Source organism: Pseudomonas sp. NPDC085632 (assembly GCF_044541255.1).
Classification (GTDB): Bacteria; Pseudomonadota; Gammaproteobacteria; order Pseudomonadales; family Pseudomonadaceae; genus Aquipseudomonas.
Map to the genome: position 1 here is coordinate 1 of NZ_JBITSX010000053.1, position 16214 is coordinate 16214.

Below are 16214 nucleotides of genomic sequence, written 5' to 3' on the forward strand. Positions count from 1 at the left end.
GTTGATGGTCAACGACGCCGAGGTATGCTGCAGCCACAAATGCAACAGACCGACCCGGCACGCCTTGAGTTCAGGCAGGCCGGCGAGTAACTCGTCCGTTACCAGATGAAAGCCCCGGGGCCGTGCCCGCAGGGTTATCAGAGTCTGTTGCCACATACAGTTCTCCGCACGTTCGGGGCGCATTCTAGCGCGCTCTGGGAAAAAACAAAGGCCCTAATATTCCTGCAATGATGTAAGCCATTGGCCGCAGAAAAACGCCCGTCGTAAACACGACCAAAGACGTACGAAAAATCCTTTCAGCCTGTCGCTTAATGACAAATCCCGGACAAAAAAATGCCCGGCGAACCGGGCAATTTTTTCAGTGCGCGTACTTACAGGTTGTAGCCGCGCTCGTTGTGTTGTGCCAGATCGAGGCCGACCGACTCTTCTTCCTCGGTCACACGCAGACCCATCACGGCGTCCAGGACCTTGAGGATGATGAAGGTGACGATCGCGGTGTAGATCACCGTGAAGCCGACGCCTTTTACCTGAATCCAGACTTGCGCACCGATATCGGTGACGGTGCCGAAGCCACCCAGAGCCGGCGCAGCGAACACACCGGTGAGGATCGCGCCGAGAATACCGCCGATACCGTGTACGCCGAACGCGTCCAGGGAGTCGTCATAACCGAGCTTGCGTTTCAGGGTGGTGGCGCAGAAGAAGCACACCACACCTGCGGCCAGACCGATGACCAGTGCGCCCATCGGGCCCACGGTGCCGGCAGCCGGAGTGATCGCGACCAGACCTGCAACCACACCCGAAGCAATGCCCAGTGCGCTTGGCTTGCCGTGGGTGACCCACTCGGCAAACATCCAGCCCAGCGCAGCCGCAGCGGTAGCGATCTGAGTGACCAGCATCGCCATGCCGGCGGTGCCGTTGGCCGCCGCAGCGGAACCGGCGTTGAAGCCGAACCAGCCGACCCACAGCATCGCAGCGCCCATCAGGGTATAACCGAGGTTGTGCGGAGCCATCGGGGTGGTCGGGAAACCTTTACGTTTGCCCAATACCAGGCAGGCAATCAGACCGGCGACACCGGCGTTGATGTGCACCACGGTGCCGCCCGCGAAGTCGAGTACGCCCCAGTCCCACATCAGGCCGCCGTTGCCGGACCAGACCATGTGCGCGATCGGTGCATAAACCAGAGTGAACCAGATGCCCATGAAGATCAGCATCGCGGAGAATTTCATCCGCTCGGCGAACGCACCGACGATCAGCGCCGGGGTGATGATCGCGAAGGTCATCTGGAAGGTGATGAACACCGCCTCAGGGAACAGCGCCGCAGGGCCGGTCAGGCTCGAAGGCGTGACACCGGCGAGGAACGCCTTGCCCATGCCGCCGAAGAACGAGTTGAAATTGACGACGCCCTGCTCCATGCCGGTGGTGTCGAACGCAATGCTGTAGCCATAAATGACCCACAGAATGCTGATCAGACCGGTAATGGCGAAGCACTGCATCATCACGGAAAGAATGTTTTTCGAGCGAACCATGCCGCCGTAGAACAGCGCCAGGCCGGGGATGGTCATGAACAGCACGAGGGCTGTCGAGGTGAGCATCCAGGCAGTGTCGCCGGAATTGAGGACCGGGGCCGCCACTTCGTCTGCCGCCATAGCAAGGCCGGGCATTACGATAGACAACAGGGCTCCTAGCCCTGCGAATTTACGCAGAGTCATATTGTTTTCTCCTGGGGCGTTGGGGTTTGTGGCGGCGGTTAAATCGCGTCGGTATCGGTTTCGCCGGTACGGATACGGATCGCCTGTTCCAGATTGACCACGAAGATCTTGCCGTCACCGATCTTGCCGGTGTTGGCCGCTTTAGTTATCGCCTCGATAACCCGATCCAGATCCTTGTCGTCGATGGCCACGTCGATTTTCACCTTGGGCAGAAAATCGACCACATATTCCGCGCCGCGATACAGCTCGGTGTGACCCTTCTGCCGGCCGAAGCCTTTGACTTCAGTAACGGTAATGCCCTGCACGCCGATTTCGGACAGCGACTCGCGCACGTCGTCCAACTTGAACGGCTTGATGATGGCAGTGACTAGCTTCATGAAAACTCTCTCCCGAATTGGTGGACTTGCCCCAGGAAAACAAACCCGACTCAAGTCTAAGCGCAGTGCCTGGCTTTGTAACGCATCGTCGGCCGTACCTGCCCGACTGACGCCAGCTAACCGCTGCCGACGAAACTCCCCGCTCCGTCTGCCGCACTGCATTCGTCACAGCGACTGCATCAGTGCATGGGTCGAAGGTGACTAAGCAGAAAGCTTGCCATCTCGCCAAAAACCTCTGATTTCAATCCCTTGGCCGCTGCCGCACGCCATCCCGTGCAAAACCCCATCCGGATACGCACAACAACGGTGCGTCGCCGTCCGTCCGCCTGCGCGAAAAGCGTGCATCCCTGACCACGAGATTGACTATAGACACTGCGTGATACACTGCCGGCCATTGTTTCCAGGACATCCACCATGCTCGCGCCCAAAGACTTCCTCGACGCCCTGAGCGGCACCGCCTCCCGCCTTTTCAGCGGCGACACCCCGCTGCCGAAAGCCGAAATCGAAAGCCAGTTCAAGATGCTGCTGCAAAGCGCCTTCAGCAAACTCGACCTGGTCAGCCGCGAAGAATTCGACAGCCAGATGGTCGTACTGGCCCGCACTCGCGCCCGCCTCGAAAGCCTCGAAGCCAAGGTCGCCGAGATGGAAGCGAAGCTGACGCCGCCCGCTGAATAATCCGCGCCCCCTGTAGGAGCTGCCGAAGGCTGCGATCTTTTGATCTCCAGCCCTTCAACCATCCCGGCAACGTCCTACAACCTGCACCACCGCCGTCCGATTGCGCCGAAAAGCCCAGGTTTCTAAGCTCACCCGATGCTGAATGTTCAGCAGCGGGTTTGGCGACCTGGATCGAATTTGACGCAATGCAACTAGACTCACAGAGAGGTTTTTTCTCTCAACGAGTTATGGCGGCTTTGCGTGGGAGACCTCAGTGTCTGCCGGTTTCGAATTCACCGGTTCGCCAACCCGCGCATAGCTGCCACCCTTTTCGTTTGACGACGAACAGAAGCAGTTTTCTTCACTTGAATTCGAGAACTGAACCATGGACGAAAACTATCTAACACCTAGCATCTTCACCCGCCACAAACTCCCCCTCCACGCCCTCCTCATCCAGAACCAACCCTGGTTCTGCGCCCGAGACCTGAGCCGCCTGCTGCACATCTACCTCAACGAACGCATGCTGCGAAAACTCGACACCGACCAATACCAAACCCGTAAAACCCTCATCCACAATCAAATCGAAAACACCCTGCTGATCAGCGGATCAGGCATCTACGCCCTCCTCGTCTACCACTACTGCCCCGAATACCGAGCGTTGCGCGAATGGCTCACCCACCAAGTCATCCCCACCCTGCGCGACGCCCAACATCCCTGCACAAGCGAACGTCCACACCTGAGCCTGCTCAGTTGGCCGGACATGACGTTGAGTTTGTTGCACTGGAATAATCAGCCGTGGATACGGTTGCAGGATGTGCCACAAATGGTGACGGAGCGAGAACAGGTAAACCGCACGGTTGTGAACTCATGGTGGAGAAAGGCTCTGCAATTGATCTGAATTTTTGCGCTGCAACCTCACCAAAGGTCATTTCAGAGATACCACTGAAATGACCTTTTTTGTGTCTTCGTTATCTCCCCGCCCCTACTCCGAAATCCTCCACTCACAGAAGTAACGTCCTACAAAACGCGTCCCCCACGTCTGATTTCGCTACCCCCTCTCTGCTGGCTATCTTCTGCGACCAGATCCAAACAGATGAAAACAATGAGAAGAAAAGGCAAAGCAACGGATCTTCGTAACCAGACATTCAGATCAAACTCGCGAAAGATCGCCTACAAATTCTTTCTCAAGGACATGGCCCCGAGAATCCCAAATATTGATGCAGCAGCGGTCAAGTTTGAGCCAATTACCCCGGCAGCGATAAAGCAATACTTTCTCTGGGAGGGGCCAACAATTTTCCCTTGGGATGACGTTGCAGACTGGAAAAGTAAAGATGCGAAAGGTCTGGATTTGGCGATATGGTTCAAACAGATTCTTTGCGGCATGTGCTATGCGACCCCGCGCGCAAGCTCTATCTGCTTAAAGATTATTCTGTTGGAAGGGCATCCGGACAGGGCGCACCCGCTTCGCGGCAGGATCGCGCCGATTGCTCTGCTTGTCGCAGATCACTATGCGCGAACGCTAGGATGCAAAGAAATCGAGATTCAGGATCCTGATCCGAATGTTGTTTTTTACTACCGGAAACTGGGGTTCGAATTCGACCACACCAACCGGCTTGTCATTTCTGTGAACGGTCAATAACATCGAAATCAACAACCCAATCGCACGAGGTGCGTATGAGCCCAAAAAAGCGAAAGGCAAAGCTTCTTCAGATTGTTGAATTACATCTCGAAGCACTCCGGTTGGCTGGGGATATGTCAGCCAACCAACGGCGATTTATTGAAGTTGCAGTTACGTGTGGGCCAGAGCTTGAGCCAAGCGGCCCGCTGGCCGGTAGAAGATCCTGAGTCAAAAATAAAAAGGCGTCCATAGGACGCCTTTTTTGTGTTTGGAGGAGTAGTCGCAGCGATTCTTTAGTTCCTGGCTTTGCAGCCATGGGTTCAGAATCCGACGAGCTGGCCCGTCGTCACTACTTCAGAGAAACCAGCTTTCTCTGCTGCCAAAAATGCGGGGGAGCTTTTGCTGGTGCCCAGTCCCGACGAATGCGCAGTTGCAGTCCTCGAACGGGACGATCCGTCAATGCCGGGCGAGAGTCAACGCTCCAATTCAGGCAAGCAGTGACAGCCCATCGGGTCTTGATACGTCTTGTAAACCTCTATTTCAGCACTGAAACCCGGCTCAACTACCCTTAAAAAACCCGCAGGAAGCGGCCCCCGATTCAGCTCAAGGAACGACCATGTCCCTCTCCATCGTCCACAGCCGCGCCCAGATTGGCGTTGAAGCCCCCGCCGTCACTGTCGAAGTCCATCTGGCCAACGGCTTGCCATCGCTGACCATGGTCGGCCTGCCCGAGGCGGCGGTGAAGGAGAGCAAGGATCGGGTGCGCAGCGCAATCATCAATTCCGGGCTGCAGTTTCCGGCGCGGCGGATCACCTTGAATCTGGCGCCAGCGGATCTGCCCAAGGATGGCGGGCGGTTTGATCTGGCGATTGCCTTGGGGATTCTGTCGGCGAGTGTGCAGGTGCCGTGTCTGACGCTGGATGATGTGGAATGTCTGGGGGAGCTGGCGTTGTCCGGCGCAGTACGAGCGGTGCGCGGCGTGTTGCCGGCTGCACTGGCGGCGCGCAAGGCTGGACGGGCACTGGTGGTGCCGCGGGCGAATGCCGAGGAGGCGTGTCTGGCTTCGGGGTTGAAGGTGTTTGCGGTGGATCATTTGCTGGAGGCGGTGGCGCATTTCAATGGGCATACACCGGTTGAGCCCTATGTCTCCGACGGGTTGATGCATGCCAGCAAACCTTATCCCGACTTGAATGAAGTGCAGGGGCAACTGGCGGCAAAACGGGCGCTGCTGATTGCTGCTGCGGGTGCGCATAACTTGTTGTTCAGCGGGCCACCGGGAACCGGCAAAACCTTGTTGGCCAGCCGGTTACCGGGACTGTTGCCACCGTTGGCCGAGAGTGAAGCCTTGGAGGTGGCGGCAATACAGTCAGTGGCCAGCGGTGCGCCGCTGACCCATTGGCCGCAGCGCCCGTTCCGTCAACCGCACCACTCGGCATCCGGGCCGGCACTGGTCGGTGGCAGCTCAAAACCGCAACCCGGCGAAATCACCCTCGCCCACCACGGCGTGCTGTTCCTCGATGAGCTGCCGGAGTTTGATCGCAAGGTGCTGGAGGTTTTACGCGAGCCTTTGGAGTCCGGGTTCATCGTGATCGCCCGGGCCAAGGACCGCGTGCGGTTCCCCGCGCGCTTTCAGTTGGTGGCGGCGATGAACCCTTGCCCCTGTGGATATCTTGGCGAACCCAGTGGCAAGTGTTCGTGCACACCGGACATGGTTCAGCGTTATCGCAACAAATTGTCGGGCCCCCTGTTGGACCGGATCGACTTACACCTGACGGTCGCGCGGGAGGCGACAGCGCTGAACCCTGCGGTAAGGTCAGGAGAAGACAGCGCCACTGCGGCCGCGTTGGTAGCCGAGGCCCGCGAACGACAACAGAAACGCCAGGGATGTGCCAATGCGTTTCTCGATCTGCCAGGCCTGCGTCGCCACTGCAAGTTATCCACAGCCGATGAGGCCTGGCTGGAATCAGCCTGTGAACGGCTGACCCTGTCACTGCGCTCGGCGCACCGGTTGCTCAAGGTCGCCAGGACGTTGGCCGATCTGAGCCAGGAAAAAGACATTACACGCGAACACCTGGCGGAGGCTTTGCAGTATCGGCCGGCAACGCAATGAAAATGACAGCGCTGCTCGCAAGTGAACTGCCCCGAAAATAAACACCCGAGCGCTGATGGCGCTTGGCCGAGATGTGATATAACGACGGCGCTCTTTTTTACTACATTCTGTCTATCGTCAAGACATAGAGCATTTTTCATCATGGAGTGGAGGCGGGGCATCATGGACGAGATTTCTACTGTTACCGGACAAAGCTGTTCAATTCATTAGTTCAAATCAAGATAACTAAAAAGCCCTTGCCCGGCGTTATTACTCCGTTTGGCGCTGGCCTTATTTAAACAAACTTTGAAAGCAAAACTTCATTATGAAAAATGTTTACTTGCTCAGCAACGTGGCGGACGGTGGCAAAACATATCTCGAGTATCTGATTCCAGCGCTTAAATCGCTTCGAGAAAAGTATAACTGTGTCGTGCTCAATACTGATCGTACCGGCTTGAATAGAGAGGAAGTCGAAGCCGTCCTCGATTTCCCGGTAGAGCAGGTTGACAATGAATTCATCGCAAGCCTGAAATCGCAGGTTGTCATTTCAAATGATGCCTATTCCGGACGCCTGCTGGACAACTCGAACTTTGGCATCTTCATCAGCCACGGCAATGTCGGGATGCCGACCAAAGACAAGTATTACTACGCCGAATTGACCTCTTACTGGGATGTGGTCATCGCGTCTTCCCGGTCAGGCTTTGATTTGATTACTGCCGGAATGCAGGCATACCGTCGCGACAGAAAGGCCCTGAAAACACTATTGATCGATGGACTGGCGTTGCGCTCGGACATGCGCAGCACCAGCCCGGTGGCCACGCTGCCGGTGAAGATCCCCGGTAATTTCGAATCATCACCGCCATCGACAAAAACCTCGGATGACTACGTCGTAGGGCTTCTGCCGACCCAACTGGGTATCTGCCCGAACGGGGCGACTCTGTATGAGAATCTGCAGACCGTCATCAATGCAGTGAAGTCGCAAATTCCCCACGCGACGTTCATCTTGCGTCCGTACATGGCCGAACTTTCCCATCCGACCGTGAAGGATCTGTGCGAACAACTGTCTGCCCATGACTGGATAACCATAGACAAGCCCGGGACCAGCAGCACGGCTTTCTATACACAATGCGACACGGTCATCACCGATGCATCCACCGGCGGTGTTTCGTTCATGCTCAATACCTGCAAACTACCGATTTATTATGTGCCCTATACCGAAGAGAGCAATCTCACGGTCGACGCCTGGCTAAAGCAAATGGATAACCTGTTGCCAATTGCCAGAAGCAGCAATGAGCTGAGGGATATGGCACTGGGGTTCAGCCTGCTGAAACCAGAAGACAGCTATTACATATACAACAAGTTCTACCAGGCACAATACAGCGACTTGCCCCTGCCTCAGGAAGTGTTCCACGACCTGATTGAATATCGGCACGAGTCGCAGTATTGCCCGCTCTCGATTGACTCTTTCGGAGACATGATCGAGCGGGACAAACATTAAAATAACGCAGGCCTGGCCTCATGCAAGGAAACAGCCTGCCGATACACTCGAATCGAACACAAGTCAGAACACTATGAAATGTGAAGCTGGTGGACAGGTAATCTGGATTACGGGCCTTTCAGGAGCGGGCAAATCAACGCTGGCCGGTGAATTGGTTACCAGACTGTGTGCTGAAGGACGCTCGGTGGTCATGCTCGATGGCGATGAATTGCGCGAAGTATTTGGCGCAGCCGCCGCCAACTCACAGAACCATGGCCGCGAAGGTCGTCTGGCCCTCGCTCTGCAATACGCACGTCTGTGCAAAATGATCGCAGCACAGGGACAAACCGTGGTGATCGCCACGATCTCGCTGTTTCGCGAGGTTCACGAGTGGAACCGCGCCCACCTGCCCAAGTATTTCGAGATTTATCTGAAGGTGCCCGTCGAGGAGTTGCGTCGCCGCGACCCCAAGGACATCTATCGCCGTTTCGATGCAGGCGAACTGCACAACGTTGCCGGGCTCGACCTGGTCATTGATGAACCGCTGGCGGCGGACTGCCTGGTTGAGTTCGATCGCGAACGCTCCAGCCAGCGTCTGGCCGATGATTTGCTCCCTAAAATTCTTCGAAGGAACTGACAATGAAAACCGAATGGGACTACACCACCCTGGCCGATGCTTATTTGAAGCGCCCTGACTACGCCGACGCGGCCATCGACGCCATGCTGTCGATTGCCGGTGCCGAGCAAGGCGACAAGTTCTGCGACGTCGGCGCGGGTGTTGCGCACTTGACGCTGATGCTGGCCGCCCGCGGCCTGGATGTCACAGCGGTAGAACCCAACGATGCGATGCGCGGCAATGGCATCAAGCGCACCGCTGAACTGCAAAACGTCAAATGGCACGAAGGCACCGGTGAAGCCACCGGCCAGTCGGCGCAAGCGTTCGACATGGTCACGTTCGGCAGCTCCTTCAACGTCTGCGACCGTCAGCAGGCCCTTAAGGAAACCGCGCGCATTCTCAAGCCGCGCGGCTGGTTTGCCTGCATGTGGAACCACCGCAATCTGGAAGATCCGATCCAGGCACGCATCGAAGCGATCATCAAAGAGCGCGTGGCCGGTTACGGCTACGGCACCCGTCGCGAAGACCAGACCGCCGTAATCGATGCCAGCGAATTGTTCGGCCCGGTCGTGCATCTGGATGCCCGCGTGATCCACGAGCAGTCGATCGAAGAATGCCTCGAAGCCTGGCGCTCGCACGCCACGTTGGAACGTCAGGCTGGCGCCAGCTTCCATGAAGTGATCGCGGCCATCGACGACTACCTGAAAAGCCTGCAGACGCCGTCGATCCAGATTCCATACTCGACCAACATCTGGGTTGCTCAACTGAGATAACCGCTGATGGCCCTGCATTTCTCAACCAAGGCCGGCACCCTGACCAGCCTGCAAGGGCGACTCGCCTCGGCGCACATTGCGCCGTTGCTGTCATTCACTGTGGCGGACTGGCAACTGGATCAGCGCGCCTGCGTTGAGGATATCCGACGCCGGCTGCCAGCCGCTCCGTGGATCGTGCGCTCCAGCTGCGGGCGCGAGGACAGTGCGCAGGCGTCGTTCGCCGGCGCCTTCCTGTCGGTGCCGAATGTCGAGGAGGCTGAGCTGGTCTCGGCGATCGAACAAGTCATCGCCAGTTACGGCGACGTGTACCTGACCGACGAGATTCTGATTCAGCCAATGCTCGGCAATGTGGCGCGCTCCGGCGTAGCCTTCTCTCACGACCCCAACACCTGCGCACCGTATCGCGTGGTGAATTGGTCGGAGGGCGATGACACCGCCGCCGTCACTGGCGGCATGGGTGGGCGGCTCTGGCAGCAGGCGGCGCACAGTGCAGTGGCAGCGCCCGCGTCGCTCGCACCAGTGGTGGCCTTGCTTGAGGAATTGCTCAGCCTGTTTGGTGATCGGCCGGTCGACTGCGAGTTCGCGGTCACCCGTGATGCTGAAGGCGAGACGCTCTGGCTGCTGCAAGCCCGGCCATTGATTCTGCCGACGGCGCCTGAGTCTGCGGCCACTCAGTTCGCCCGTCTGCAAAGCATTCAGAACAAAGTCGAACGGGGCATGCGTCCGCACCCCTTTCTGATCGGTCAGCGCACGGTGTACGGCGTGATGCCCGACTGGAACCCGGCCGAGATCATCGGCATCCGGCCCAAACCGCTGGCGCTTTCGCTGTATCGGGATCTGGTCACCGACTCGATCTGGGCCTACCAGCGCCATAACTATGGCTACCGTAACTTGCGCAGCTTCCCGCTGATGCCGCACTTTTTCGGTCTGCCGTACATCGACGTGCGTCTGTCGTTCAACTCGTTTATCCCGGCCGATCTTGATGAAGGGCTGGCGGGGCGTTTGGTCGATTACTACATCGATCGCTTGCTGGCGGAACCGACGCTGCACGACAAGGTAGAGTTCGAGATCGTGTTCTCCTGCTACACCCTCGACTTGTCGCAGCAACTGGAGCGTTTGCGCAGTGCCGGTTTTCTTGAGCATGAACTGGACGCCATCAGTACCAGTCTGCGCAAGCTGACCAACCGCATCGTGCACCCCAAGGACGGTTTGTGGCGCAGCGATGCCAACAAGCTCGATGTGCTCAACGCTCGTCGCGAAGAGCTGCTGGCCTCCGATGCCGATCCGCTCGAACGCATTTACTGGCTGCTGGAGGATGCCAAGCGTTACGGCACCCTGCCCTTCGCCGGCCTGGCCCGCGCCGGGTTTGTTGCCGTGCAGATGCTTCGATCGCTGGTCAGCGTCGGCGTGTTTTCGCAGGCGGATTACGATGCGTTCATGGCCGGGGTGTCCACGGTCAGCGGGCAGTTGGCCCGTGACCGCGCCACCCTCGACAAAACCACGTTCCTCGCCCGTTACGGGCATTTGCGACCGGGCACTTACGACATCCTCTCGCCGCGTTACGACGAGGCGCCGGAGCTGTATTTCGACTGGACGCAAAGCCCCGCCGCGCCGGAACCGCTGCGACCGTTTTCGCTGACGCTGCCGCAGATGCGCGAAATCGTCAAACAGCTCGAAGCCCATGGCCTGCAGCCTGATCCGGTGGGACTGCTGGACTTCCTGCAGAACGGCATCGAGCTGCGCGAGCTGGCCAAGTTTCACTTCACGCGTAACCTTTCCGATGCCTTGGCTCTGATCGCGCAGGTCGGCGCGCAGTACGGCATTGATCGCGAGGATCTGGCCTATTGCGACATCAGCGCCTTCCAGGAGCTGCATGTAGCCGCGGCCGATCCGAAGGAAGTGCTGATGCGCAGCATTGAACAGGGCAAGGCGCGCTACGCCGAAACGCTCAAAGTGTCGCTACCGCCGGTGATTACCTGTCCGGAAGATGTCTGGTGTTTCGAGTGGCCGGAAACGGCGCCCAACTTTATTACGCAAAAACGCGTGACCGCGCCGGTGGTGCTGTGTGATGACCGGGAAAAACTCGCCGGGGCGATCGTCTGCATTCCCAATGCCGATCCGGGGTTTGACTGGCTGTTCGCCTACCCGATTGCCGGGCTGATCACCGCGTGGGGCGGCGCCAATTCGCACATGGCTATCCGTGCCGGAGAACTTGGCCTGCCGGCGGTCATTGGCGCGGGCGAAGTGCTCTACCGGCGCTGGTCGACGGCAGACTTTCTGCACCTCGATTGTCCGGGGCGCCGAGTGGAGTTGATGTCATGACAGTGGTCGCGATCAGTCAGCGTGTCGACACCCATCCTGAGCGCGGCGAAAGCCGTGATGCGCTGGATCAGCGCCTGATCGCGTTTGTGCTGGCGGCAGGCTTTATCCCTGTACCAGTGCCCAACGACTGGCAATCACCCGATGACCTCGATCGCTGGCTGACGGCGGTAAACCCGCAAGCCATCGTGCTGTCGGGCGGTAATGACATCGGTCAGTGCCCGGCCCGTGATCAGACCGAAAGCCGTCTGCTGGATCACGCACAGGCGCGCCATCTGCCGTTACTGGGGATTTGCCGGGGTATGCAGATGCTTGCGCATGGGTTCGGTGTTTCGTTGAAACCGGTCACCGGCCATGTACGCACCCGGCATCAGTTGTCCGGGCAGATCGCCGCCGAGGTCAACAGCTATCACACCCTCGCCCTCGCCGATTGCCCGCCCGGGTTTGAAGTGCTGGCGCGCAGCGAGGACGGCGAAATCGAAGCGATCCGCCACCTGCAACTACCGTGGCAGGGCTGGATGTGGCACCCCGAGCGCGAAAGCGATTTCGCAGCGCACGACCTTCAACGTCTGCAGCAACTGTTTGGCGAAGCCCAATCCACTGAAGAACTCACGGGATAGACCTGTTGTGAAAGCCATTATCCTGGCTGCCGGACGTGGCAGCCGCATGAAAAGCCTCACTGATGAACGCCCAAAATGTCTGGTCGAATTGCGCGGTAAACCACTGCTGGAATGGCAGCTGGAGTCGTTGCGTGCAGCGGGTATCAGCGACATCGCGGTAGTGACCGGTTACAAGCGCGAGCTGCTGGCAGAACGCGGTCTGAGCGAGTTCCACAACCCGCGCTGGGCCGAGACCAACATGGTTTCATCACTGGCCTGCGCCGAGTCCTGGCTTCAGGGCGAGCCGTGCATCGTCAGTTATTCGGATATTTTCTACAGCCCTGTGGCCGTACAGTCGTTGATCAACAGCGACGCAACGCTGGCCGTAACCTACGATCCCGATTGGTTGCAGTTGTGGACCGAGCGCTTCGGCGACCCGTTGCTGGATGCCGAAACCTTTCGCCTGACCGCCGCGCACACGCTGGCCGAAATCGGCAACAAGCCGCAATCGGTAGACGATGTTCAGGGGCAGTACATGGGGCTTTTGCGCTTCACTCCCGAAGGCTGGGCGGAAGTCGTGCGGCTGCGCGCCGAACTGTCGCCGCAGCAACGCGACAGCATGCACATGACCAACACCCTGCAACGCGTTATCGATGCCGGGCGTGTGCCGATTGAAGCTGTCGCCTACACCGGCGAATGGGGAGAGGTCGACTCCAGCGAAGACCTCTCGGTGTATCAATAAGGCGCCGGCGCCTTAACGGAACCGGTCAACCTCCTGACGCAGATCGGCAGCCAGCTTCTCCAGTTCCTTGGCAGTGACTGCCAGGTTGGATACCACTTCGCGCTGCTCACTGTTGGCCAATGCAATGCTCTGCAGATTACTGCTGAGCAAAGTAGCGGTGCTGCTCTGCTCCTGAGTCGCCGTGGTAATCGCGGCAAACTGCTGCCCAGCCGAACGGCTCTGCTCGTCAATACGCGCCAGCGCCGACGCCACATTAGCGTTACGCGACAAGCCTTCCTGCATCAGCACATTGCCCTGCTCCATGGTGCTGATGGCGTTGCCGGTTTCCTGCTGGATGCTGTGGATCATGCTGGAAATTTCATCCGTCGCCTGACGGGTACGCGAAGCCAGGCTGCGCACTTCATCCGCCACCACGGCGAAGCCGCGACCTTGCTCACCGGCACGCGCCGCTTCAATCGCAGCGTTGAGTGCCAGCAGGTTGGTCTGTTCGGCAATCGAGGTGATCACACCGACGATGCCGCCGATTTCCTGCGAGCGCTGACCGAGGGTGTTGATCACCGTGGCGGTGCTGTTCAAGGCGCCAGCGATTTGCTCCAGCGAGGACGACGCTTCTTCCATCGAGCTGCGGCCAATCTGCGTTTGCTGAGCATTTTCCTGGGCCAGACGCTGGGTCGCGCCCATGTTGTCGGCAATGTTCAGCGAGGTCGCGCTGAACTCTTCCACCGCACCGGCCATGCTGGTGATTTCGCCGGACTGCTGCTCCATGCCTTCGTACGCGCCGCCGGACAAACCGGACAGCGCCTGCGCACGGCTGTTGACCTCTTCCGAAGAACGGCGGATGTGCTCGACCATGGTCGACAGCGCCTGACTCATCTGGTTGAACGCGCGGGACAACTGACCGATTTCGTCATTGCTCGACACGTTCAGGCGCACGCTCAGATCACCGGCGCCCAAGGCTTCGGCCTGACGCACCAGATCGCTCAGTGGCGCCAGTTTGCTGCGCAGCAGCCAGACCACCGAACCGACCGCCAGCAACATCGCCAACAGGCTGCCAATGGCCAGTTGCGTACCAACGCTCCAGGTCACCGCGCGGATCTCGGTTTTCGGCATGCTCGCCACCACCGACCACGGGCCACCGTCGAACGGCACGGCAACGCTGTAGAAATCTTCGGACTTGTCGCCCCAGAACTGACCTTTGCCCGGCGTTTTCGCCAGACCGCTGATCACCGGAATCGCTTGATCCAGCGCCTGCACGCCCGCCGGCGGTACCAGCCATTTGTTCTGCTCATCCAGCAGTGCCAGGGAGCCTGTCTGGCCAATACGGAAACGCTTGAGGTTATCAAACTGGGCGTTCTGCGCGTCGGTGTAATCGAAACCAACGAACAGCACCGCAATCACCTTGCCGCTGCCATCGCGCACCGGGGTGTATTGGGTCATGTAGGAACGCTCGAACAACAAGGCGCGACCCACATAGCTCTGCCCTGCCATCAACTTCGCGTAGGCCGGGTGCGCGTGGTCGAGCAAGGTGCCGATGGCGCGAGTGCCGTCCTGCTTGGTCAGCGAGGTGCTGACCCGCACAAAGTCTTCGCCGCTGCGCACGAACAGCGTGGCGACGCCAGCCGTCATCTGCTTGAACTCGTCGACTTCCTTGAAGTTGTTGTTCAACACTTCGCTACCCAGATGCAGGCCCGGGGTCTGGGTGCCTGCCACCGTCACTGGCTCGCTCGGGTGAATGCTCAAACCCGCGCTGAAGCGCTTTTCGAACAACCCGCTCAGGCGCTGGGTGCTTTCACGCAGCGTGCCGTGGAAGGTGCTCAGTTGGTCGGCCAGCAGCCGCGCCTCACTGGCCAGATGCTCTTCACGGGTGGCGAGGTTGGCGGAATCCAGCGAACGCAGGGCGAACACCGTACTGCCACTGATGACAATCGCCAGTATCACAGCGAGCGCGAGGCCCAGCTGCGAGGCGATCCGAGCGCGAGGTTGAGACATGGACAGCTCCTGGCCGAGCCACGGGATCCTCCTTGATCTCGACTCGGATAATTTTCTAATAGTGGGGGTGGATCGTGGAGACCGGCACGACGGTTCCACTTGCTCATAGTCGGCGGTAAAACCGAATACTTGAGCGCGCAACGAGGGTATGGCGCAAGGCCGCCATTGTGGCGGCTCGAACGTTTCAGCTCAAGCGCGCGACCTCCGGCAGCTCCATGGCGCTGACTTCGCCTTGCAGGAAGTCGCTGAGGCGGCGCAAACGTTCACCTCCGGGACGGGTCTTTGGCCACACCAGGTAATAATTCAGTCCGCTGGCGACCGCGGTTGGCCATGGCAGGCTCAATCTTCCTTGCGCCACGTCTTCGGCAACCATCAACAAATCGCCCATCGATACGCCGTAACCGCGGGCCGCCGCGATCATGCCCAGCTCCAGCGTATCGAATACCTGTCCGCCCTTGAGTGAAACCTGATCGGACAGCCCCATATGCTCCAGCCAACTGCGCCAATCGCGACGGTCGGGCGTCGGGTGGAGTAATTCGGTGCAAGCCAGTCGAGCCAAATCCCATGGCTGATCATTCAGCAGGTTCGGCGCGCCCACCGGAATCAGCTCTTCAGGAAAGAGCAAGCTGGCCTCCCAGTCCGGCGGAAAATGCCCGTCACTCAACAGCACTGCGCAATCGAACGGCTCATCGTTGAAGTCCACCGAGTCCACATCCATCCAGGCGCTGGTCAGTTGCACTTCGTTGCCCGGCTGCAAGTGACGGAAACGACTAAGCCGCGCCAGTAGCCAGCGCATGGTCAAGGTCGACGGCGCCTTCATGCGCAGAATGTCGTCTTCGGCACGCAAGGTATTGCAGGCTCGTTCCAGAGCAGTGAAGCCTTCGCGGATGCCGGGCAACAGCAGGCGAGCCGCTTCGGTCAGTTGCAGGTTGCGTCCACTGCGGTGGAACAATCGGCAAGCGAAATGATCTTCCAGCGTCCGAATATGCCGACTCACCGCACTTTGAGTAATCGACAGCTCCTCAGCCGCACGGGTAAACGAGCTGTGCCGCGCCGCCGCTTCAAATGCGCGCAGGGCATACAAGGGAGGAAGACGACGAGACATACAGAAAGCTCCTATAGCGGGATGCAGCCAGTCTGACAAAATCTGCTCAAGATGAGTTTTAATCATGCGACCCATCCTTTTTATCCCTTTGTGCAAAGCCTGCCAAGCGCCGAGAATCGACGGTCTCCTGTTCCCTCTGAATCGAGT

Annotated in this window: 14 protein-coding genes and 1 pseudogene; 10 read left to right on the top strand and 5 right to left on the bottom strand. The window is 58.8% G+C overall.

Annotation, left to right across the window (positions count from 1 at the left end; genetic code table 11):
• The 3 genes and pseudogenes from ACIF4X_RS24755 to glnK form a co-directional block, all read right to left on the bottom strand.
• Positions 1 to 156, bottom strand: a pseudogene (locus tag ACIF4X_RS24755) (YjbQ family protein); the annotation flags it as partial.
• Between the two features lie 215 nt (positions 157 to 371).
• Positions 372 to 1709 (bottom strand): ammonium transporter, encoded by a 1338-nt coding sequence (locus ACIF4X_RS24760; RefSeq protein WP_034152035.1) that lies wholly within the window; start codon positions 1707 to 1709, stop codon positions 372 to 374.
• Positions 1710 to 1747: 38 nt separating this feature from the next.
• Positions 1748 to 2086: a P-II family nitrogen regulator gene (gene glnK / locus ACIF4X_RS24765; protein WP_002555808.1), complete on the bottom strand. Its 339-nt coding sequence runs from the start codon at positions 2084 to 2086 to the stop codon at positions 1748 to 1750.
• A 414-nt stretch (positions 2087 to 2500) separates the two neighbouring features.
• Between glnK and ACIF4X_RS24770 the strand changes: the two genes are divergently transcribed.
• The 10 genes from ACIF4X_RS24770 (at position 2501) to ACIF4X_RS24815 (ending at position 12973) form a co-directional block, all read left to right on the top strand.
• Positions 2501 to 2761, top strand: a complete 261-nt coding sequence (locus ACIF4X_RS24770) for an accessory factor UbiK family protein (protein ID WP_007920416.1) — start codon at positions 2501 to 2503, stop codon at positions 2759 to 2761.
• A gap of 364 nt (positions 2762 to 3125) precedes the next feature.
• Positions 3126 to 3638 (top strand): Bro-N domain-containing protein, encoded by a 513-nt coding sequence (locus tag ACIF4X_RS24775; protein WP_397484105.1) that lies wholly within the window; start codon positions 3126 to 3128, stop codon positions 3636 to 3638.
• A 195-nt stretch (positions 3639 to 3833) separates the two neighbouring features.
• Complete coding sequence (locus tag ACIF4X_RS24780; protein ID WP_397484106.1) at positions 3834 to 4379, top strand: N-acetyltransferase; 546 nt, start codon at positions 3834 to 3836, stop codon at positions 4377 to 4379.
• Between the two features lie 595 nt (positions 4380 to 4974).
• A complete protein-coding gene (locus ACIF4X_RS24785; RefSeq protein WP_397484107.1) occupies positions 4975 to 6468 on the top strand; it encodes a YifB family Mg chelatase-like AAA ATPase in 1494 nt (497 codons plus the stop codon).
• A gap of 304 nt (positions 6469 to 6772) precedes the next feature.
• Positions 6773 to 7945 carry a hypothetical protein gene (locus ACIF4X_RS24790; RefSeq protein WP_397484108.1) on the top strand — a complete coding sequence of 391 codons (1173 nt, stop codon included), beginning with the start codon at positions 6773 to 6775 and terminating at the stop codon, positions 7943 to 7945.
• Between the two features lie 73 nt (positions 7946 to 8018).
• A complete protein-coding gene (locus tag ACIF4X_RS24795) occupies positions 8019 to 8561 on the top strand; it encodes an adenylyl-sulfate kinase (protein ID WP_397484109.1) in 543 nt (180 codons plus the stop codon).
• A 2-nt stretch (positions 8562 to 8563) separates the two neighbouring features.
• Positions 8564 to 9313: a class I SAM-dependent methyltransferase gene (locus ACIF4X_RS24800; RefSeq protein WP_064116408.1), complete on the top strand. Its 750-nt coding sequence runs from the start codon at positions 8564 to 8566 to the stop codon at positions 9311 to 9313.
• A gap of 6 nt (positions 9314 to 9319) precedes the next feature.
• Entirely contained in the window at positions 9320 to 11635 is a 2316-nt protein-coding gene (locus ACIF4X_RS24805) for a PEP/pyruvate-binding domain-containing protein (RefSeq protein WP_397484110.1), read from the top strand.
• Positions 11632 to 12252: a gamma-glutamyl-gamma-aminobutyrate hydrolase family protein gene (locus ACIF4X_RS24810; protein WP_397484111.1), complete on the top strand. Its 621-nt coding sequence runs from the start codon at positions 11632 to 11634 to the stop codon at positions 12250 to 12252. The genes ACIF4X_RS24805 and ACIF4X_RS24810 overlap by 4 nt, the downstream gene beginning before the upstream one ends.
• 7 nt (positions 12253 to 12259) lie before the next feature.
• On the top strand, positions 12260 to 12973 hold the full coding sequence (locus ACIF4X_RS24815) for a phosphocholine cytidylyltransferase family protein (protein ID WP_397484112.1): 714 nt from the start codon (positions 12260 to 12262) through the stop codon (positions 12971 to 12973).
• A gap of 12 nt (positions 12974 to 12985) precedes the next feature.
• Here the strand turns inward: ACIF4X_RS24815 and ACIF4X_RS24820 are convergent, their stop codons facing one another.
• Together ACIF4X_RS24820 and ACIF4X_RS24825 are read right to left on the bottom strand one after the other, a co-directional pair.
• Positions 12986 to 14962 carry a methyl-accepting chemotaxis protein gene (locus ACIF4X_RS24820; protein WP_397484113.1) on the bottom strand — a complete coding sequence of 659 codons (1977 nt, stop codon included), beginning with the start codon at positions 14960 to 14962 and terminating at the stop codon, positions 12986 to 12988.
• 184 nt (positions 14963 to 15146) lie between these two features.
• The gene (locus ACIF4X_RS24825; RefSeq protein ID WP_397484114.1) at positions 15147 to 16067 is read right to left on the bottom strand and encodes a LysR substrate-binding domain-containing protein; all 921 of its coding nucleotides are present in this window, start codon (positions 16065 to 16067) and stop codon (positions 15147 to 15149) included.
• Between the last annotated feature and the right edge of the window lie 147 nt (positions 16068 to 16214).

Bases quoted from the DNA above. Each gene is read 5' to 3' on its own strand.
- ACIF4X_RS24760 (WP_034152035.1), bottom strand. From the start codon at position 1,709: ATGACTCTGCGTAAATTCGCAGGGCTAGGAGCCCTGTTGTCTATCGTA.
- glnK (WP_002555808.1), bottom strand. From the start codon at position 2,086: ATGAAGCTAGTCACTGCCATCATCAAGCCGTTCAAGTTGGACGACGTG.
- ACIF4X_RS24770 (WP_007920416.1), top strand. From the start codon at position 2,501: ATGCTCGCGCCCAAAGACTTCCTCGACGCCCTGAGCGGCACCGCCTCC.
- ACIF4X_RS24775 (WP_397484105.1), top strand. From the start codon at position 3,126: ATGGACGAAAACTATCTAACACCTAGCATCTTCACCCGCCACAAACTC.
- ACIF4X_RS24780 (WP_397484106.1), top strand. From the start codon at position 3,834: ATGAAAACAATGAGAAGAAAAGGCAAAGCAACGGATCTTCGTAACCAG.
- ACIF4X_RS24785 (WP_397484107.1), top strand. From the start codon at position 4,975: ATGTCCCTCTCCATCGTCCACAGCCGCGCCCAGATTGGCGTTGAAGCC.
- ACIF4X_RS24790 (WP_397484108.1), top strand. From the start codon at position 6,773: ATGAAAAATGTTTACTTGCTCAGCAACGTGGCGGACGGTGGCAAAACA.
- ACIF4X_RS24795 (WP_397484109.1), top strand. From the start codon at position 8,019: ATGAAATGTGAAGCTGGTGGACAGGTAATCTGGATTACGGGCCTTTCA.
- ACIF4X_RS24800 (WP_064116408.1), top strand. From the start codon at position 8,564: ATGAAAACCGAATGGGACTACACCACCCTGGCCGATGCTTATTTGAAG.
- ACIF4X_RS24805 (WP_397484110.1), top strand. From the start codon at position 9,320: ATGGCCCTGCATTTCTCAACCAAGGCCGGCACCCTGACCAGCCTGCAA.
- ACIF4X_RS24810 (WP_397484111.1), top strand. From the start codon at position 11,632: ATGACAGTGGTCGCGATCAGTCAGCGTGTCGACACCCATCCTGAGCGC.
- ACIF4X_RS24820 (WP_397484113.1), bottom strand. From the start codon at position 14,962: ATGTCTCAACCTCGCGCTCGGATCGCCTCGCAGCTGGGCCTCGCGCTC.
- ACIF4X_RS24825 (WP_397484114.1), bottom strand. From the start codon at position 16,067: ATGTCTCGTCGTCTTCCTCCCTTGTATGCCCTGCGCGCATTTGAAGCG.